Source organism: Microcoleus sp. N9_B4 (assembly GCF_036701635.1).
GTDB lineage: Bacteria > Cyanobacteriota > Cyanobacteriia > Cyanobacteriales > Microcoleaceae > Microcoleus.
Genome location: NZ_JAUBRC010000001.1, coordinates 40,131 through 60,176, shown reverse-complemented (window position 1 = coordinate 60,176; position 20,046 = coordinate 40,131). Strand labels below are relative to the sequence as shown.

The following is a 20,046-nucleotide window of genomic DNA, read 5'->3' as shown; positions in this document are numbered from 1 at the left end:
CTTATGCCTAGAAACATGATAGACGCTAACAAATATATATTTGAGGTATTAGCTGAATTTGTCCAAACAAGTGAAGTTGCTGTGCCTGTTTCTAATAATAAACGATGTATTAAGACAAATACTAAAGATAAAGAATGGTTGCAAGAACTCAAAATTATAAACAAGCAGTTAATTTTACCCAATTTCCAAACAGCCTCATTTGAATTTAATAGCAATAAATACTTTGTTGCCGTCGGTTGGCAGAGTAAACAAACTATTGATAGTGATGAAGTTATTGAATTTGTAGAACTGAATGCGGGCATAGTTACAGCATTACTATTTGAACTTAAAATTCCTCTTAGCCATGAAGCAAATCCTTATGATATTGCCGAGAATATTTTATATGATGACCCTATAAACTCAATAATTAAATATGAAGATTATTCTTTAATAAGCAATGTTTTTGAACCATTTTCTGTCTATCGAATTCCAGAAAATTCTCCTTTTATCGAAAAAAATGATATAGATTTAATAAGGATATCAGGCTTCTATGCTTTAAAAAATAGCCAATTAATTGCCTTGAAATTTTCTAGTAAAACATTTGATAAATTTGAAAATATTTTTTTTGAAGGGTCAAAAAACATACATTATGAAAATTTATTATTTAGTTTAGTTTCTGTTTCTTGGAAATATTCATTTCTCGATATTTATAGATGTATAGAAATGCTGTTTCCCCTATCATATTTAGAAATTTTTCACAAGGAATTGAAGATCCAAGATTCGCTCTTAAAGTTTTCGGCTGATGTTGAAAAGTACATGGGTTGGAAACCTAAAGAAAAAGATGCGGTTAATAAACTAATTGACGAGTCCCCGGAAGAAGCTCGTAAGTTATTGCGAGAAATTAAAAAATTGCTTGATGGTACAGAAGAAGGTAATTGTGGAGATTTTGTTTATAAAATTCGGAATTCTATAGTTCATTTTAGACCAGCCACTCAGTCTATTAATATCGAGGATAATAATTGGGATATGCTAATAAGAGCATCTTTATATATCGTTGAATATTGGTATAAGCAATATGACGAACAATTAATGCTTAGATAGTCCCGCCATACCTTACCCACCTCTTCAACAATTCCTACTCTCACGCTTCAAATATTAGGAATAATTAACTGATGACCGCCACAATTGCCACCGAAGAAGGACTCAAAATTCCCGTTTTAGATGCCGCTTATACCGATACCAAAGGAAGAAATGTAGGAAAATTTTTCAACAATCCCGAAATCCTGCGTCACTCGATGCTATATTTGTCACCCCCCAGCTTTTGCATTCCCCTACTGTTCAAGTTCTAAATATCGAGCCAAAATCAGTTGAATTTCTTGTATTTGTTGCAACTCCAATTGCCCAAGACAGCGCACAAGTCTGCGTTTATCAAACGTCATCGGATCGACGCACACGATAAAACTCTCGGTACTCAGACCATTGAGAGTCGAAGGAATTACTGGCAAAACAATGGGTCGTAAATGCTCGTTTGGAACAGCAGAAGTGATGGGCAGAACTGTGACTTTACTGCGTTGATTAAAAGCAGTTCCTGAAATAATTACCGCCGGTCGAGTCTTGCGGATTTCTGTACCGACTGAGGGATCGAAATTCACGAGCCAGATGCTTCCCAGTCGGTAATCGCTGCTTGCTGCCATGCTTCATCCTCATCGGTTAATTCATCGCTCAGTTCATCCAGTAATAAACAAGCTTCTACCATTGCCTGCTGTTCTTGTTGTTTACGCCATGCTTGCAATAAAAGCTCAACTAGCCGACTGCGATTTTCTACACGCTCGTCAATGTAACGCACTAGCTCATCTGGCAAAGAGATAGATACTTTCATAGACAGTATTTATGCTACTTTTAATACTACCAATGGTAGCACATCGATCGAGCAGATAGCAAGCTGATGAAGTAGAGCAGCAGCAACGCCCATTCCGTCTGATTCCGATATGCCCAGAATCCTACACAAAATTAGCCGGATCTTGGTCTCGCCGATGCTTCAATAGAATCGGAGAACCTTGGCCATCACCCACCAAAGCCGCCGTTTCCTCCAACGCTTCCCTCAATCGCTTGGCGGCGTAAATCGACATATCGCGGGGCACATTCACCCGATCGCGCAAATACCGCAAAGCCGCATCAGAACCGGGCGGCGGCGTACAAACTTCGCCAGTCATCATCAAAGTTAAAGCACAACGCAAAGCCTCATCGAATAAATTGTCATCAGCAGGATTGACTCGAACGATGTTGCGGTGGTGCTTAATGACGCGATGAAGTGCTTCAGCCCGCGAGGTTTCCGGTTCTGGATACATCACATCCGGGAGTCCAGCCCAAGGCCCATTATCCACGCGGGCTTTATTGACTAGCATCTGAGGTTCGCCGTTTTCATAACACCCGCCCATCTGAGGCGGTAAATCGTGGACGTGGGTGTGAAAATCGCTCTGAGTGCCCCGATAGGTGGGGCGGGTTTCCATCGCCGCAAACCAGTCAGCAAAGCGCGGGTTTTCTTCCCGCATCGAGTAGCCTTTGTAGTAGTAAAGACTGGCATTCATCCGTTCCACGTAGGGCGTAAAGATGACATCCGCAGTGCCAAATTCATCGAGGAAATAAGGCCCCGGAGTGCTAGCCAAGGCTGCTTCTACCTGGGTGACGACGCTGATAAATTGGTTGCGGTTGTGCTGTTCTACTTTGGCTGAACTTGCTGGGTAGCACAGCCAAGAGCACCAAGCCCTAAACAGCAGTCGTTCTAGCCGCCGCATGGGTATGACTGCGGGGTTTTCCATGCCCAAACCCAAGGGGCCATAGACTCGTTCGAGGGCGATTAAGATGTCATCGCTTTCGGTGATGATGCGGCCGTCTAGTTCGATCGCCGGTAGCATTCCCGATGGCACTTTGCGCTTGTACCAGCTTTCCTTTTCCCCATAGCAGAACATTGTAACTTTGTCAATACGGTAGGGGATTTGTTTTTCTTCCAGCCACAGCCAGATTTTTTGGCAGTAAGGACACCAAGCATGGTTATCGCGGTACAGGGTGACTCGCACATCGGATTCGGTTTTACCGAAGAGGCGCAAGCGGGATTGGGCGTTCGTTGGCCCGTTGACGCGATCGACTTCAAAGTCTGTGAGGGCTTCTAATTCTATCCAGCTTAGGGGGGTCATGCGATTTTAGATTTTAGATTTTAGATTTTAGATTGGAGAATTGAAGACAGCGACTGCTTCGTGGCAATAATAAAACTTACGCACCAACTCTATCTGTAGGGTGCGCTGTGCGCGCACCTTACCTCTACCCATAACGTATTCAACTATTTTTTGGTCTTAGTTCTGAATAAGATAGTTGGTTCTCAGTTAAACAACACTTTGAGGACTCAAGTCCTCACTACAAACTTAACTACAATTAAGGCGACAGTTGGGGAGGGGGTGGGGCGTCTTGAATTTTAGCCAGTGCTGCTTTCATTTCAGGAGTGGCTAGCAACTTTTGCGTATCTGCAATTAAACGATCGCCCCAGAGGTTTTCTTTGAGATATTCTACGGTAGCATAGCGTTTGTCTAGTTTCAGAGCTGCTTCTCCCATCGCTAAGCCTTTTTCTTTGTCACCTTTGGTGTAGAATGCTACTGCTAGAGCTAGCATTGCTTCGGCTGCTTTGTCGTCGATCGCGATCGCTTCTTGCCAGCGTTTGATGGCGCTATCAACATCTCCCATTTCGTATTTGACTAATCCGATATTGTTGACAGCAGGCCACAGGTTTTTTTCTAAAGCAAAGGCTTTTTCGTATTGGGCGATCGCCTGATCAAACCGCTTCAGCTTATAAAAAGCATTGCCTAAATCAAATAATGCACCTGGAGTGTCTGGTTTGAGTTTTAATCCTGCTTGCAAATATTCAACTGCTTTCTCGTAGTTCGCTTTCCGAAAGTAAGCTTCTCCCAAGACAAATTTAATTGATGGATTTTCTGGTGACAGAGATTGAGCTTGCCCCAAAGCTTCAATGCCTTTGTCAAACTGCTCGACTTGAAGGTACAAGCTACCTAACAAAGTCCAAGTTTGAGCATTTTTGGGGGCTAACTGTGTGGCGAGTTCGGCTCTAGGTACCGCTAGTTGGTACTGCTGCAGTCTGGCTAGCTGGACGGCTTCTTCTGCAAGGCTCAAGGCCGTTTGTTCGAGTTGGGCCGAGTCGATTTGCAGGGTGTAAGGCAGGAGTGCCTGTGCCACAGCAGGCTGGGGCATTGCCCCCAAACCGAGTGCGAGTAGCAGAGATAGTAAAGGAATGCGATTAGGCACTGTACAGCCCCAGAAAAAAATATAAGGGTTTCTCGATCGCCTATAATAACTCATATTTTTGAGTTTTGATATTGCTTCTTGACTCGGCACACTTCGGGGTTTTCATTTAAATACTTCTCAAATTATGTTTACACTCAGGCTAGCCCTTTTTATTCACTGTTTTATAGACGACTAATCTCCTCACTACAAATAGGCAAAATTATGAGTTATTATAAACTTGAATCAGTTAACAAATAACGCTTCGCGGTTGTCAGTTAAAGAGTTACAACATTCTGTTTTTGCTCATAAACAATAGTTTATTTTTACTGTTAGAGAGTAGTAAATTCCTCAATACAAACCTGGTAAATTTTTCATTTTCAGGAACTTGAGTGAGTTAATAAAGCCTGTTGAATTTTGTCTAACAATTGTGCTGCCGATAAGGAAGAAGGCAAAATTTTGGCAGATACTTCTTGCAGTAAAAAGTCGATCGCCTCTGATTCCGAATTTACAGCCGATCGATAATCCCAGACTAAAATTGGCAGTTTTACTGCCATTTGGCGCAGGTTCGACAGCGCCTGCAGCATAGCGGTTGATTCTGAGGGGGCATCTCGCAAGCACAGCAAAACTAAGTCAACGCTTTGATATTGCAACTGCTGCAAAACTTCTGTCCAGCAGGGAGCGATCGACCCTCGAAATCCTGCGGTGTGGATGTATTGAATCAAAGCTTGAAGGTTGGGACTAGAAAACTGGGAATTGGGGAGGGGAATCTCGGCATTTGTTCGATCGCAATGTTCCAATTCTTCCGTCGGGTTCCCCCCAGAAGAGGAGTGCAAATCGGGTAAAGTCGAAATGTCAGCAAATAAAATGCTGGGCTTCCAACTCATGCCCGCAGCAACTTGAATCACTTGCCACAAAGCACTTGGCACCAACCCGGTTGGTGAAGTTTCACTGTCGTCGGGACTGGTAGTGGCTAAACAGGGAAATACCGACAATCCTTTGACTTGATTTGCCAGTTGCGTAGTGCGGGGGTCTAAAGTCACCAAGGGGAGAGAACCCAAATTTCGAGACCGACTTAACTGTTCGATAAAAGCTAAGGGGTTTTGCAGTTGACTTGTACCATCCAAGACGATCGCGTCGGGGCGCCAAATTCTGGCCACGAGTTCTGCTTGGCCGAGGTCGTCTGCTTCTAAAACCCGGCAGTAGTTGGGGTTGAGCAGTAAAGCGGAACCTTGAGAGGAACTGTTTTGCGGGCTGAGCCACAATACAGTTAAAGAACTCCTCACCTTGGCGGTACTGCCATTAGTGTCGCCAATCGAGTCCGCCAGCAGTCGCCGCAAAGCGGATTCTTCGATCGGCAAGCTCAAAAAGCCTTCGGCCCTGTTGACACTGGCCCGTTCTTTTTCGCCTCTGGTGGCCGTGACGATCGCCGGAATCGATCGGGTATCCGGGTCACTCTTGAGCAGCGTCAGCACGTCCCAACCCGACAGCAGTGGCAGCAGCGGGTTGAGGAAAATCGCTTCGGGACTGAACCTGCGAGCTTTTTCCAGCGCTTCGGTGCCGGAACGGGCGACTATTACTTGGTAGCCCAAACCTGAGATGACGTTGGTTAAATCTTCGATATATTTGGGAACTGCTTCGACTATTAATACTAAACGAGAGCGAGAATTGGCCGTCAGAGTCGGATATTGGGGTTTTAATAATTCTTCTTCAGCGGCTCCCGATGCCGAGACTTCTTCTCTGCAGTTTGCCGGAGGATTTGGCGGCAGCAACAGGGTAAATTGAGAGCCTTGATTTTCTGAGGAAATAAACGAAACGTCCCCACCGTGCAGCCGAGCTAGGCGTTGAGTCAGTACCAGTCCCAGTCCGGTTCCTTGAAAGCGCCTGGTGAGGGGGCTTTCTAGCTGTTGGAATTTCTGAAAGATTAGATGCTGTTTGTCGGCGGGGATGCCGATGCCAGTGTCCCAAACTTTGAATGCGATCCAGCCTTCCCAAACATTTACTTTCAATCCGATTTTGCCGCCGAGTTCGGTGAATTTTAGGGCGTTGGAAAGGAGGTTAACCAGCATTTGCCGCAGTCGCAGTTCATCCGCAATTAATTGGCTCAGTCCTGGTTCTATTTCGAGTGTAAATTCTATTTGGGCGGATGGTTCTGCGTTTGCTGTGCCGTCAGTTTTGCTTGGTTCGGGTGGTTTTTTTTCTTCTTGCTGTTGCAGTTGTTTTGCTTGTTCAAAGGCTCTTTGGCAGGTTGATGTTATTTCGACTGCTTCGGGAATTAGTTCTAGCTGTCCGGTTTCCATCCGGGTCAGGTCTAATATATCGTTAACTATTGTCATCAAGTGCCGCCCGCTTTTATGGATTAGTTTGGCGTAGCGTGTTTGGCGATCGTTGAGTTCTCCGATCAATTTATCTTTGAGGAGGCTGGACAAACCGAGGACGGCGGTGAGCGGGGTTTTTAATTCGTGGCTGATGCAGGATAAAAATTCGTCTTTTAGTCGGTTGAGGTGGATTAAATCTGCGTTTTTCGCTGCTAGTTCTTTGGCGACTAAATGTTCTTCGGTGACATCTTGTCCCATTACTAAAATTAGCTGCTCTGAGAGCGGTTGTTTGACAAATTGCCAGATCCGTTCTTGGCCTTTTTGTACGGGGCAGTCGCAAATATAGGTATCTGGTTTGCCGGCGGTGGGGCACCAAGCTGGAGCGGTTAAGGTTGAGGGGGAGGCGGCGGCGTACAAGGGCAGCGGGCAACTGGTGGCTGCTGTGGAATCGCGATCGCCCGAACTACGTGCTCCTACTAGGCTCCTGCAGTCTTTTGTGATAGCCTCTAACTGCACGCTCTTGTATTCGCTTGTTAAATGGCTTGGTTTGCGGGGCGAGTGTTTACCCAAATTTGCTGCTGGTTCTGGAACTGGTTCTGGGCCGGCTCCCAGCAAACTCCGCCACGCTGCGTTTTGGCTGACTATTTGTGCGGTAGGGGTTTGCAATCTCAGGGGCAGGGGCAGTTTTTCCAACAGTTCAACTAGGGAGTTCAGGTTTTCCGAAGGTTTCAATCCTGCTTCTAGAAAGCGTAGTTGAGCGTCTAGGGCCGTGGCGATGGCTTCGGAAACCGGTTTTAATTCGATTTCTTTGACGGCTGTTTCCTGCTCTGTCAGGCTGCAGAGCGAGCTGCTGTTGAGTGCGGCGAATTGCAGCAGGCTCAGGCTGTCTAGCATTCCTAAAAATTTACCGCTGGCATCTGTGACGGCGATCGGGCTGTTTGAGGAAATGCCTGCGGTTTGGCCGTTTGGCCGGGCTGGGGTTTTCAATTCCTCTGTTTGCAGGTACTCCCAGAATTCGCTGACGCTCATAGTGGCGGGTAATGCCCTGACTGGTTCGATCGCGATCGAGCTTTCTGACAAAGGTTGCTGCCCGTCGTTTGGGCGATCGGCCGCGCGGGCCCAAAGGCTGCGGAGGTAAACTAATCCCAGGGGCTGTAGCTGTTCGTTGACTATGGCGACTCGATCGCAGTTGCAGGAGCTGAAAATTGACTGCAGCGATGCTAGCGCTGCTGTTTGGAGGCACACCGGCACTGGCTCGATAAAATTTTTGAGACTGGGGGTGGTGAGTGGCATAACAAACCTGAGAGTCGGCTCGCGAGAGCAGTAATATTTTTGATGCTCAATGTAGCTGCGGATTTCTGTATCTTATTTGTTTTATATCAGTTCCTTATCAGGCCCGGGATCTGCACCGAGACCTGGGAGTTCGATGCCTACACCTGATTTGAGGCGACTAGCAATTATTTTAAGGCTTAAGCTTAATTGCAGAAATCACGCTCAGGGTGCTTGACACAAAAACCACGGAGTAAACTTTGAGTCTTCCTCTGGTAGAAGCGCATCACTTATTTTGGGGTTAAGATTGGTTAAAATAAATGTTGAGATGATTGTTAAAATGTTAAGTTTTTTGTAAAGGAGATATCAACTCTGAGCGATCCAGCACTTTCAGGTAACTTAGGTGGTGCACCTACAGCTTTGCTTCCTCAACTTTCTATCGGTATTTTTGTCCGCTCTGAGGAAATTGCAGCCTCTGCGATCGAGCTTTTGAGAGGCGAACGCTATGCTTTAACGCACATTAAGTCGGCAGTGGAGTTTTTGGGGTTCCTTAAACACAATTATCACCTTGATTGTTTGGTTTTGGAGGTGGATGGGGATCTGCGAGCGCTTCTGGGCAAGCTGCAAGAACGATCGCTCTTTTTGCCTGCTGTGATTTTTTCGCCTCACGCGCAGGTAGATGGCAGGCCCGAAGCACCATATTCAGATGGTTTTGAGGCCGCAGCCAGTAACGCCAACCAGAGTCAAGACGAAAGCTGTGCTTTTTTTTATCACCCTGCTGAGGTGCAACTGGCAATCGCTCAAGCGAGCGAAATAGCTGCCGGTATCGATCGGGCGATCGCACAATTTCTGAAACTTTCAACTCCGGTTCCTTTCAATTACCAATCCGTAACGATCGATGCGACAGCCCAATTGACTGCTCAAAGTTTGCTCAGCCGACAGCAGCGGCGGCTGGCGGAAAAACTACGGGAGCGATTAGGATACTTAGGTGTGTATTATAAAAGAAATTCCCAGATTTTTTTGAGAAATCTGTCGGCAACCGAGAAGCAAAAGTTTTTGGAGCAACTCAAGTCAAGTTATCGCGACATCGTTTTGAATTATTTTTCTCAAGATACTGCGGTCAACAATCAAATAGATGAATTTGTGAATTTGGCTTTTTTTGCTGACGTTCCCGTGACTCAAATTGTAGAAATTCACATGGAATTGATGGACGAGTTTGCTAAACAGCTAAAATTAGAAGGGCGCAGCGAGGAAATATTGCTGGATTACCGTTTGACCCTGATTGACGCGATCGCTCATATGTGCGAGATGTATCGGCGATCGATTCCGAAAGAGACCTCTCAAGGTAGAATGTAGAAGGGATTCGGCATAATTTAAGAAACAAAAGGTAGAAGGTAGAATCTAACAAAAAAGAAAGGAGCCGACCAACGGCCGCGCGAGCGCGAGGCTGAAATTATTATAAAATAACAAAGAACAGCGGATTTAAGACAAATAACAACTACAACTAACATCTGACAACTAATACTCAACATTTTAAAAAGTTCATGAGTCCTCTGAAGAAAACCTACGTTCTGAAGCTATACGTTGCGGGGAATACTCCCAACTCAGTGCGAGCTTTGAAAACCCTAAAGGACATCCTAGAACAAGAATTTCAAGGCGTCTACGCGCTGAAAGTCATAGATGTTCTCAAAAACCCTCAGCTAGCAGAAGAGGACAAAATATTGGCAACCCCGACGCTGGCCAAAATCCTGCCGCCGCCGGTGCGAAAAATTATTGGCGATTTGTCCGATCGTGAGAAAGTTCTGATAGGATTAGATTTGCTCTATGAAGAACTTCGCGAAGAAGACCTGAATTCATAAGATAATCAGGTAAGAGTCAGTCGATTTTAGATTTGAGACTTCGGTTTGGCGTGAAACGTTCGGCGAGCGCTCAGTCGAAGCGTCCAGTCGCGCTCTGTCGAACGATTTTAGATTTTAGATTTACTCCACAGATGAATCGGGGAGGTTGAACAAAAGTCTAAAATTTCTATCTTTCCACGACAGGAGTACGTGGCACGGTATCGGTTTTTGGGCGGGGTCATTAGTCAGCAGTCAGCAGTCATTAGTTATTGAGCAAGAGCCAAAACTAAAAGCTGGGTACAAAGACTCATGATCGGCGGTTAATGAGTGACAACTAAAGAATACTGAGAGTTGACAAAAATCGACATGAATGAAATTAGTCAAACGGTTAAACGAGAAGGATTGGTAACGGCAGGAGTTGAAAAAATTCGCACGATGATTGAGGGTTTCGATGACATCAGTCACGGCGGAATGCCCATCGGCCGAACCACCCTAGTCAGCGGCACATCAGGAACGGGAAAAACTTTATTTGCCGTACAATTTCTCTATAATGGAATTACCCATTTTGACGAAGCTGGAGTTTTCGTAACTTTTGAAGAATCTCCGACAGATATTATTAAAAATGCTTGCAGTTTCGGTTGGGATCTGGCACGGTTAATCGAGGAAGGCAAGCTATTTATTTTGGACGCTTCCCCCGATCCAGAAGGTCAAGATATCGTAGGAAATTTTGATTTATCAGCCTTAATTGAGCGAATTCAGTACGCCATTCGCAAATACAAAGCCAAGCGGGTTTCAATAGATTCTGTTACCGCCGTATTTCAGCAGTACGATGCTGCATCGGTGGTGCGCCGAGAAATTTTTCGCTTAGTTGCGCGCCTCAAACAAGTCGGAGCAACTACAGTTATGACGACGGAACGGGTGGAAGAATACGGCCCGGTGGCTCGGTTTGGAGTGGAAGAGTTTGTGTCGGATAATGTGGTGATTGTTCGCAACGTATTGGAAGGAGAACGCCGCCGCCGCACCATCGAAATTTTGAAGTTGCGCGGTACAACTCACATGAAGGGCGAATATCCTTTTACTATGACTAATGACGGAATTAATATTTTCCCATTAGGGGCGATGCGATTAACTCAAAAGTCTTCCAACGTGCGGGTTTCTTCGGGCGATAAAACTCTCGACGAGATGTGCGGTGGCGGCTTCTTCAAAGACTCGATTATTTTGGCTACGGGTGCAACGGGAACCGGCAAAACGCTGTTGGTGAGCAAGTTCTTGCAGAATGCTTGTATGAACGGCAATCGGGCGCTGCTGTTTGCCTATGAAGAGTCGCGGGCTCAGTTGTTCCGCAATGCTTATTCTTGGGGCATTGATTTTGAGGAAATGGAACAGAAAGGAATGCTGAAGCTGCTGTGTACTTACCCGGAATCTGCCGGTTTGGAAGACCACTTGCAGACTATTAAATCAGAAATTGCGGAGTTCAAACCTTCTCGAATTGCTATAGACTCGCTGTCGGCCTTAGCTAGGGGTGTCAGCAATAATGCTTTCAGGCAATTTGTGATCGGAGTGACAGGTTTTGCGAAGCAGGAAGAAATAACCGGCTTTTTTACGAATACAAGCGACCAGTTTATGGGTTCTAATTCGATTACGGACTCCCATATTTCTACGATTACTGACACGATTATTATGCTGCAGTATGTAGAGATTCGAGGCGAAATGTCGCGGGCCATTAATGTGTTTAAGATGCGCGGTTCCTGGCACGATAAAGGAATTCGGGAATACACAATTACTGAAAGAGGCCCACAAATTAAAGATTCGTTCCGTGGTTACGAACGGATTATCAGCGGTTCTCCGACTCGGATTACGATTAATGAGAAGAGTGAGCTATCGCGGATTCTCCAGGGTGTGCAAGGTCAAGACGATGAGGATATTTGAGAGTTAACAGTAATTCGTCGTTGTTAAAAGTAGGTTGGGTTGAGCTAGGAAACCCAACTTTTTTAATTTGAGGAGTTTGTGAACATTTATAGCAACCGCGACAATGTTTTGCAGGTTCTTAATTGCGGAAATAGGAGCTTTTATTGCCTATCGAACCCAATACCTATAGTTTTTATACAGCAACAATACCTTGGGTCAAATCCAATACCCTGGCGATCGCAAATCTCTTGAATTGTGCTGGGAAGGCGAATGCTTGCTGTATGATCAACCTCAGCTCAATTGGCAAACAGGTAGCCTTGCTGGTGTTAAAGTTATAGTAGGAGAGCCTTCTCCTGAACTAGGTTGGATTCATCGCTATCGATGTATTCCCATTGCCGAAAAAACTGGATTGATTTTGCCCGAAGAGCAAATTGATTTTAGAGCAAGCTTGTGGGCAATATCAGCAGTGGCTAGCAGCCCGACTAATTCTGCCTAATATCGCGGTGAATCTGTCGGCACGTCAACTCACCCAGCCGACTTTAATCGCTAAGAGCGATCGCATTGTTGAGCGCACCGAGATGAAGCCAAAATATCTATAGCTACAGATAACGGAAACTGTCATGATGCTTAATGTTGACATTACCTACAATCTTTTGAGCCAATGATCGAAGCGTGGTATTTGGATTTTTGTCGATGATTTTGGGAGTGGCTATGCTGCTTTTAACTACCTGAAAAATTTTCCGGTAAAGTCGCTCAAAATTGATCCCTCATTGTGCGCGAGTGATTTAGCCAGCGATCCGCTCTATCGCGGAATTGCCAAACCCATAGTTGTAATCCCAGATGGCTTAAATCCGATCGCAATTTCCGAAGGAATTGGAACCCCAGCGCAAGGGCAATAGTTAAAAGCGATCGCGTGTGAAATCGGGCAGGGTTATATGTTTAGCCAGCCTGTCAGTGCTGAGGTTGCCACTCAATTAATCCCACATCCTGAATTGTTGTCTACCACTATGTGGGATCAGCAATCCTCGCTCATGAAAGCGCACAAAAGTCTTATAATTAATTTAATGCTCGTGTCGCTCAAATGACTAAAAAAATTTTCTTACGTAATAATATAAAAGTGTTTGGACAAGGCACCCAGACCATGATGTTTGCTCATGGATTTGGGTGCGATCAAAATATGTGGCGTTTCGTAACAAGGGCATTCGAGAAGGACTACAAAATTATCCTATTTGATTATGTAGGTTCTGGAAAGTCTGATATTAGTGCCTACAGTTATGAACGTTACAGCGACCTCCATGGGTATGTTCAAGATGTCCTCGACATCTGTGAAGAATTGGCGTTAAGGGATGTGATTTTTGTAGGTCATTCTGTCAGCAGTATGATCGGCCTTCTGTGCTCAATTCAAGCTCCTAATTACTTTAATAGCCTGATTCTCCTAGGGCCTTCACCTTGCTACATCAATGATTTACCAAATTATTACGGAGGGTTTGAGCGCAAAGATATTGAGGATCTCCTCGATATCATGGAGAAAAATTACATTGGTTGGGCAAGCTTTCTGGCGCCAATGGTGATGCAGAATCAGGATCGTCCAGAGTTAAGTGAGGAACTTGAGGCAAGTTTTTGTTCCACCGATCCGGTGGTGGCAAGTCGCTTTGCCGAGGTGACTTTTTACTCTGACAATCGCAGTGATTTACCGAATGCCTCAGTACCTTCACTGATATTGCAATGCGCTGATGACGTGATTGCTCCCACTGAGGTAGGGCATTACCTCCACCGCCACCTACCTAAAAGTACGCTACGGCTGATGAAAGCTACGGGACATTGCCCGCACCTGAGTCATCCACAAGAGACGATCGAGATGATTAAGGAGTATTTGAGTTTACCTCATACTACTTGATTTGTATGGCAAACATGACCTACCAGATAAACGAACTACTCAACACGTCACCCTGTGGATTCCTCTCGTTTGCTGACGAGGGTACGATCGTAATGGTCAACGCCACATTACTGCAATTACTCGGATACGAAACCGATGAACTGCGGGGACAGAAAATGGAATTCATTCTGCCAATGGCCAGCCGGATTTTCTATCAAACCCATTTCTTCCCCCTGTTGAAGCTCCACGGTAAAGTAGAGGAAATTTACTTTTCATTAAGGTCAAAGCAGGGTAGTGATATACCTATGCTGATCAACGCTGTGCGTCGGAATCAGGGAGGAAACTTCATCAACAATTGCATCTTGATCTGTATCCGCCAGCGTATCCTATACGAAGGTGAAATTATTAAAGCCAAAAAAGCAGCAGAGGCAGCTATTCTCGCCCAAAAGCAAGCAGAAATCGCTCTGCGGAAACAGTACGACAAGGCTATATTACTTCAAGAAATTACTCAACACATCCGTCAATCTCTTGATTTGTCTACAATTTTTGAGATTGCTTCGCAGGAGATTCGCTTGTTTCTTGATGCCGAGCGCGTCGGCATATTTAAGTTCGATCCTGACAGTAAATTTGGATATGGTGAGTTTGTTTCAGAATCCGTAGGCGAAGGATGTAAATTGGTAAGCAGAAATCAATTTAACCACCACTGTGGTGGTGGACAATATCCTGATTCATATCAAGAAGAGAGAATGCAGGTAGTAGAAGATATCAATAATATTGACCTTCAACACTGTTACCGCGCTCTTGGGAAACAATTTCCGGTTCGGGCTAATTTAGTTGCGCCGTTGCTCAATGGACAAGATTTGTGGGGGTTGTTATGTATTCATCAATGTTCTGCTCCTCGGCAATGGGAAGAATTTGAAGTTGACCTTGTTAAACAGATTGCTAATCAGTTAGCGATCGCCATTAAACAAGCGGATATTTTTCAGAAGTTGCAGAAGGAATTGGCAGAAAGGCAGCAGGCCCAAGCGCGAATGAGAGAAATTAATCAACAACTTGCACTCTCTAACGAAGAGCTAGCCCGCGCTACTCACCTCTTAGAACAAGTGGTAAATATTGATGGGTTGACTCAAATTGCTAATCGCCGCTGTTTTAATGACCGCTTAGAGCATGAATGGCAGCGGCTATACCGGGAACAAAAACCTATTTCTCTTTTGTTGTTTGATGTGGATTATTTCAAACGCTATAATGATTGCTACGGTCATCAAATGGGGGATGATTGTCTGTTCAAACTTGCTCAAACGGTGCAAGAGGTGGTGTACCGTCCGGCGGATTTGGTGGCGCGTTACGGCGGAGAAGAATTTGGCATCATTTTGCCTAATACAGATCTTGAAGGAGCGAGTTCGGTGGCCCAACGGATTCACGCTGCTATTAAAGCTTTACATATTCCTCACAAAACCTCTGATGTGAGCGATGTAGTTACTGTTAGTATGGGTATCGCCAACTTGATTCCGATTTCGGAACTATCATCGGCTGACTTGATTGCGATCGCCGATCGTTCACTGTACCGTGCCAAGCAACAGGGGCGCAATCAGTCCGCAACCTCCGACTACAGCGGCGATTCGATTTTTGACACTGACGCTTAAATCAAAATAATTGAGACCGAGGACAAAAATTTGTCCCCGGTCTCTCAAAATCAGTCATTTTATAAATTTAAGTGAGCACGGAGGGATTTGAACCCCCGACCCTCAGGACCGGAACCTGATGCTCTATCCACTGAGCTACGTGCCCTCGACTTTCTGAAGTATAACACGTCTTGCGGAAAATGGCGAGTGCCGATCGCAAATTTCCTGGCCGGCCTCCAAACCGCTTGACCCATGCGGGTTAAACTCGCCCGCGCGATCGGATATCAGGCTGTTCTCGCAGCCAGAGACTGCAACTTTTAGCTAAATGGTAACAATAATACGACAATGGGTAAAATAAGAGATTTTAATCGAGTAAACATTAGGTTCAGATTCGATCGGGGTCGAGCATCTACCACAGCTAAAATAGCCCGCATCAATTCCCCCTAGCTAATCGGCACTAAATAAATGGTGCTGCAGTTAAGACAGGTTGTGCAAATACGGTTCTAGACTAAGTTCACCAAACCCCTCAATCTTATGGTTTCTAAAATTTTAGACAAATTACCGCTGCGAACTGTTCTCATAGTTCCATTTGTATTGCAAATCGTGGGAGCCGTGGGACTTGTAGGATATCTGTCTTTTAGAAACGGACAAAAAGCAGTTAATAACCTTGCCAGTCAGTTAATGAGCGAAGTGAGTTTGCGTATCGAGCAAAACCTGCAAGTTTACCTGACAACTCCCCATCAAATCAATCAAACCAAGCTGGATGCTGTCAAGCTCGGCTTGTTAAAGATGGAAAACTTATCAGCTTGGGAGAAATATCTTTGGCGGCAAGTACAATTATATCCATATATCAATTTTACCTCCGTTGGCAACAATAAGGGAGATTATAGATCCGGTGAACAACTGTCTAACGGCTCCCGAATGATGAATGTGATAGAAACATCTACTGGGTTAAATTTTAATTCTTACAATACGAACGAGCGAGGCGATCGCACTACATTTATCACCCTTGTAAAAAACTATGATAATCGGCAACATCCTGCGTACAAAAAAGCCGTAAAAATCGGAAAAGCTACTTGGAGTTCGGTTTATGTTTCCTTGCTAGAGCCGACCTTAATTATCAGCGCTATCCAACCCGTATACAGCGAAAAAAATCAGCTAGAAGGAGTCTTATTTACAGCATTGCGTCTCGACCATCTTGGGAGATTTCTCCACAGTCTAAAAGTTGGCAAATCCGGTCAAACATTTATTATAGATCGCCAGGGTACTTTGTTAGCCACTTCCACCAGAGAAAAACCGTTTCGCACTAAAGGTAATGAAAGACAATTGTTTAAAGTAGAAGAAAGCAGCAACCCTTTGACTCGCTCGACAGCTAAATATTTGACTGCCAAGTTTAAAAAATTAGACCAAATTAAAAAATCCGAGTTATTGAGCTTTGAAATAGATGACAAGCGACAATTTTTAAAAGTCTTGCCGTTCCAAGACGGCAAAGGTTTAGACTGGCTGATTGTCGTAGTTGTTCCCGAAGCAGATTTTACCAAAGAAATCGATGCCAATACCCGCACAGCGGTTTTGCTTTGTTTCGCAGCTTTAGGAGTAGCTGTGGCGATCGGCATTCTGACTTCTCAGTGGGTGACAAATCCTATTTTGAGCTTAAATACAGCAGCCAAAAATATTGCTAAAGGTGAATGGGACAAAACAGTAGAAAGCGAACGTTCTGACGAATTGGGGGAATTAGCCAAGTCATTTAACAGCATGGCTCAACAACTGCAACAATCTTTTGAAACTTTAGAACAGCGAGTGCAAGAGCGGACGGCAGAATTGGCTATAGCTAAAGACAAAGCGGAAGTAGCGAATCAAGCTAAAAGCACTTTCCTTGCTAATATGAGCCACGAATTGCGATCGCCTCTCAATGCAATTCTCGGCTTTTCCCAACTGATGACTCGCAGCCAAACTCTATCTCCAGAAAATCAAGAAAATATTAGCATAATTAGGAGCAGCGGAGAACATCTCCTTACCCTGATTAATAACGTGCTGGATTTATCTAAAATTGAATCGGGCCGCACCACCCTCAATCTCCATAAAATAGACCTCTATCGCCTGCTAAATGACTTGGAAGATATATTTCAACTCAAAGCAGATGACAAGCACTTACAGTTGGTTTTTGACCGCAGTCCCGATGTGCCACAATACATAGAAGCTGACGAGTTAAAGTTGCGACAAATCTTAATTAATTTGCTCAATAACTCTCTTAAGTTTACCCATGAGGGCGGTGTGGCGGTCAGAGTTAGCAAGCAGTCATTAGGCAGAAATCAGCAGGCAGAAGGGGGAAATTTTGAGCACTCGCAAGAATCAACAAACACAGAAATTTCCGCCATTAATGGTCTTAAAATATCTCAAGTCAGTCAGTCGCACAACCAGATCATTGCCACGCCAAATGACGATTCAGCTTCTACCTCTTCCTTCTTCCTTCATTTTGAAGTCGAGGATACTGGGCCCGGTATTGCTACCAATGAATTAGAGGATCTTTTTGAACCTTTCGTGCAAACCAAGACAGGCAAAGATTCGCAAGAAGGTACCGGCTTGGGATTGCCAATCAGTCGCAAATTTGTGGAATTAATGGGCGGCGAAATGAGCGTCTCTTCTGCTGTTGGTAAGGGAACTAATTTTAAGTTTGACATTCAAGTTATTGCGGTCGATGCGGCTGAGATTGAAAGCCCTAAACCGAGCCGGAATGTTATCGCCCTGGTTCCCAGTCAACACACCTATCGAATTTTGATAGTAGACGATAAACCGCTCAACCGCCAACTGTTAATTAAAATTCTCTCTCCTCTGGGTTTTGAACTAAAAGAAGCTACTAACGGTCAAGAAGCTATTGAGATTTGGGATAGTTGGGAACCACATCTAATTTGGATGGACATGAGAATGCCTGTAATGGACGGCTACGAAGCTACGCAATACATTAAAGGTACTATTAAAGGTCAAGCTACTGCGATTATTGCGCTGACAGCGAGCGTTTTGGAGGAAGAACGGGCAATTATTTTATCGGCGGGCTGCGATGCTTTTATGAGGAAGCCTTTCCGGGAAGCCGATATTTTTGATGCTATGCACAAACATATCGGAGTGCGCTATATTTATGAAGATCCGGGTCAAACTAATTTATCGCCAATCAAAGAGGTCGATCGCGCTATGAGTGCGGCTAATTTCGTAAAATTGCCTGATTCAGTGGTAGCTGATTTAAAGCTAGCAATACTGAATGCAGATATGGATTTAATTGATACCTTGATAGAGCAAATTCGATTAAAGGATGCAGTAACGGCAGGTGCGATCGCAACTTGTATAGAAAATTTTGAGTACGACAAAGTTTTAAAGTTAATATCTCAAGCAATATCACATGAATAACGACATTCTTAGCACCGATCGCGGTAATATTTTAGTAGTTGACGACACCCCAGCTAATTTGCGGCTGCTAGCCGGAATTTTGAATAGCAAGGGCTATAAAGTGCGCCCGGTACCTAGCGGCGAGTTAGCGCTTTCGGCGGCAAAAGGTATGCCTCCTGATTTGATTTTGCTGGATATTATGATGCCCGAAATGAATGGATATGAAGTTTGCGAAAAAATCAAAGCTGATGAACGAACTTGCGACATCCCGGTGATTTTTATTAGTGCGATTAATGACGTACTTGATAAGGTCAAAGCCTTTGCTGTGGGCGGGGTAGATTATATTACCAAGCCCTTTCAGGTGGAAGAGGTTCTAGTGAGGGTAGAAACCCATTTAGCAATATGCCACTTGCGAAAAAAACTCCAACAGAAAAACAATCAACTTACAGTTACTTTAGACCAACTGCAAGCTACTCAGAATCAATTAGTGCAATCGGAAAAAATGGCGGCATTAGGGCAACTGATTGCGGGCATTGCTCACGAAATTAATACGCCGTTGGGGGCGATTCGGTCGTCTATTGGAAATATTACCAGCTTTTTAGATAACAATCTCGAAAGTTTGCCAGTTTTTTTTAAAGAACTGTCAGCAGAACGCCAGCACGATTTCTTGCGTTTGATGTACAGTTCTACTCAACAAAATTACTCTTTATCTACGCGAGAAAAACGGGAATTTAAAAAAGGGCTGAAGCAGCAACTAAAGTCCGAAGGAATTGACAATGTTGACAGCCTTGCTAGCATTTTAGTCAATATCGGATTGCAAGGAAATCTGCAAGAATTCTTGCCGCTGCTCAAAGATCCTGACAGCGAAAATATTATAAAAACAGCCTACGACTTTGCTAGCATTCACAGAAGCGCCCGAACCATCGCTACCGCTACTGAACGCGCTGCAAAAGTCGTCTTTGCTCTGAAAAATTACGCGCGTTACGATGTAAACGGAGAAAAAACAGAGGTGAATATTACCGAGGGAATTGAAACTGTATTAACTCTTTATCAGAACCAGATTAAGCAGGGTGTGGAAGTTGTCAGAAACTATCAAGATCAATTGCCTGCGGTACTGTGTTATCCCGACGAACTCAATCAAGTTTGGACAAATTTAATTCACAATTCCTTACAAGCCATGGACAATCAAGGAACTTTAAGAATTGACGCGGTACAACAAGATACCAACGTCTTGGTAAAAATTATTGACAGCGGTAAGGGGATTCAACCAGAGATTATTCCGAAAATTTTTGAGCCTTTTTTTACTACTAAACCTGCGGGAGAAGGCAGCGGGTTAGGATTGGATATTGTCAAAAAAATAATTGAAAAACATCAGGGTAAAATTGATGTGGAGTCGATGCCCGGTACAACAGAATTTACCGTGTCTTTGCCGATTAATTTAACTGAGTAGGTAAAATGCCGGAGACTGAAGTCTGAGGCGAAAATTTGCAGTCTACCCGCGCAGAATGTAGAATTTGGAAAACGGTGTGCTGCCCATGGGGGTTCACCCTGCCACACTAAAGAAGGAA

Annotated in this window: 16 protein-coding genes and 1 tRNA gene; 11 read left to right on the top strand and 6 right to left on the bottom strand. The window is 44.5% G+C overall.

All coding sequences use genetic code 11. The annotated features are described in order from the left end of the window. Positions 1-3: 3 nt before the first annotated feature. Both QUA43_RS00225 and QUA43_RS00220 read left to right on the top strand, forming a co-directional pair. Positions 4-1,080 carry a hypothetical protein gene (locus tag QUA43_RS00225; RefSeq protein ID WP_333369996.1) on the top strand — a complete coding sequence of 359 codons (1,077 nt, stop codon included), beginning with the start codon at positions 4-6 and terminating at the stop codon, positions 1,078-1,080. Positions 1,081-1,151: 71 nt separating this feature from the next. Then, on the top strand, positions 1,152-1,328 hold the full coding sequence (locus QUA43_RS00220) for a hypothetical protein (RefSeq protein ID WP_333369995.1): 177 nt from the start codon (positions 1,152-1,154) through the stop codon (positions 1,326-1,328). On the opposite strand, the gene QUA43_RS00215 is transcribed toward QUA43_RS00220, so the two are convergent. The 5 genes from QUA43_RS00215 to QUA43_RS00195 all read right to left on the bottom strand — a co-directional run bounded on the left by QUA43_RS00215 (position 1,311) and on the right by QUA43_RS00195 (position 7,877). Beyond that, positions 1,311-1,673, bottom strand: coding sequence for a type II toxin-antitoxin system PemK/MazF family toxin (locus tag QUA43_RS00215; RefSeq protein WP_333369993.1), 363 nt, complete (start codon positions 1,671-1,673; stop codon positions 1,311-1,313). The two genes, QUA43_RS00220 and QUA43_RS00215, sit on opposite strands and share 18 nt — an antisense overlap. Continuing rightward, a complete protein-coding gene (locus tag QUA43_RS00210; RefSeq protein WP_332956246.1) occupies positions 1,628-1,858 on the bottom strand; it encodes a ribbon-helix-helix domain-containing protein in 231 nt (76 codons plus the stop codon). Before QUA43_RS00210 ends, QUA43_RS00215 begins: the two co-directional genes overlap by 46 nt. A 121-nt stretch (positions 1,859-1,979) precedes the next feature. After that, positions 1,980-3,173, bottom strand: a complete 1,194-nt coding sequence (locus QUA43_RS00205; protein WP_333369991.1) for a glutathione S-transferase family protein — start codon at positions 3,171-3,173, stop codon at positions 1,980-1,982. 235 nt (positions 3,174-3,408) lie between these two features. Then, positions 3,409-4,290 (bottom strand): tetratricopeptide repeat protein, encoded by an 882-nt coding sequence (locus tag QUA43_RS00200; RefSeq protein ID WP_445301936.1) that lies wholly within the window; start codon positions 4,288-4,290, stop codon positions 3,409-3,411. A gap of 356 nt (positions 4,291-4,646) precedes the next feature. Continuing rightward, complete coding sequence (locus QUA43_RS00195; RefSeq protein WP_333369989.1) at positions 4,647-7,877, bottom strand: ATP-binding protein; 3,231 nt, start codon at positions 7,875-7,877, stop codon at positions 4,647-4,649. Between the two features lie 396 nt (positions 7,878-8,273). Here QUA43_RS00195 and QUA43_RS00190 point away from each other — a divergent pair, with 396 nt between their 5' ends. From QUA43_RS00190 to QUA43_RS00165, 7 genes are all read left to right on the top strand, one after another. Beyond that, on the top strand, positions 8,274-9,209 hold the full coding sequence (locus QUA43_RS00190) for a circadian clock protein KaiA (protein WP_333369987.1): 936 nt from the start codon (positions 8,274-8,276) through the stop codon (positions 9,207-9,209). 188 nt (positions 9,210-9,397) lie between these two features. Then, positions 9,398-9,712 carry a circadian clock protein KaiB gene (kaiB, locus tag QUA43_RS00185; protein WP_006632119.1) on the top strand — a complete coding sequence of 105 codons (315 nt, stop codon included), beginning with the start codon at positions 9,398-9,400 and terminating at the stop codon, positions 9,710-9,712. A gap of 345 nt (positions 9,713-10,057) precedes the next feature. Beyond that, complete coding sequence (kaiC, locus tag QUA43_RS00180; RefSeq protein ID WP_333369985.1) at positions 10,058-11,620, top strand: circadian clock protein KaiC; 1,563 nt, start codon at positions 10,058-10,060, stop codon at positions 11,618-11,620. Positions 11,621-11,810: 190 nt separating this feature from the next. Beyond that, the gene (locus tag QUA43_RS00175) at positions 11,811-12,095 is read left to right on the top strand and encodes a hypothetical protein (RefSeq protein ID WP_333369983.1); all 285 of its coding nucleotides are present in this window, start codon (positions 11,811-11,813) and stop codon (positions 12,093-12,095) included. Between the two features lie 181 nt (positions 12,096-12,276). Then, on the top strand, positions 12,277-12,498 hold the full coding sequence (locus QUA43_RS30740) for an EAL domain-containing protein (protein WP_445301935.1): 222 nt from the start codon (positions 12,277-12,279) through the stop codon (positions 12,496-12,498). A gap of 182 nt (positions 12,499-12,680) precedes the next feature. Beyond that, positions 12,681-13,496 (top strand): alpha/beta hydrolase, encoded by an 816-nt coding sequence (locus QUA43_RS00170; protein WP_333369981.1) that lies wholly within the window; start codon positions 12,681-12,683, stop codon positions 13,494-13,496. 14 nt (positions 13,497-13,510) lie between these two features. Continuing rightward, positions 13,511-15,118 carry a diguanylate cyclase domain-containing protein gene (locus tag QUA43_RS00165; RefSeq protein ID WP_333369979.1) on the top strand — a complete coding sequence of 536 codons (1,608 nt, stop codon included), beginning with the start codon at positions 13,511-13,513 and terminating at the stop codon, positions 15,116-15,118. 72 nt (positions 15,119-15,190) lie between these two features. Here the strand turns inward: QUA43_RS00165 and QUA43_RS00160 are convergent. After that, positions 15,191-15,263 (bottom strand) — tRNA-Arg (locus QUA43_RS00160). 368 nt (positions 15,264-15,631) lie between these two features. Here QUA43_RS00160 and QUA43_RS00155 point away from each other — a divergent pair. Both QUA43_RS00155 and QUA43_RS00150 read left to right on the top strand, forming a co-directional pair. Further along, the gene (locus QUA43_RS00155; RefSeq protein WP_333369978.1) at positions 15,632-18,499 is read left to right on the top strand and encodes an ATP-binding protein; all 2,868 of its coding nucleotides are present in this window, start codon (positions 15,632-15,634) and stop codon (positions 18,497-18,499) included. Then, positions 18,492-19,928 (top strand): response regulator, encoded by a 1,437-nt coding sequence (locus tag QUA43_RS00150; protein WP_333369976.1) that lies wholly within the window; start codon positions 18,492-18,494, stop codon positions 19,926-19,928. The genes QUA43_RS00155 and QUA43_RS00150 overlap by 8 nt, the downstream gene beginning before the upstream one ends. The last annotated feature ends 118 nt before the right edge of the window (positions 19,929-20,046 follow it).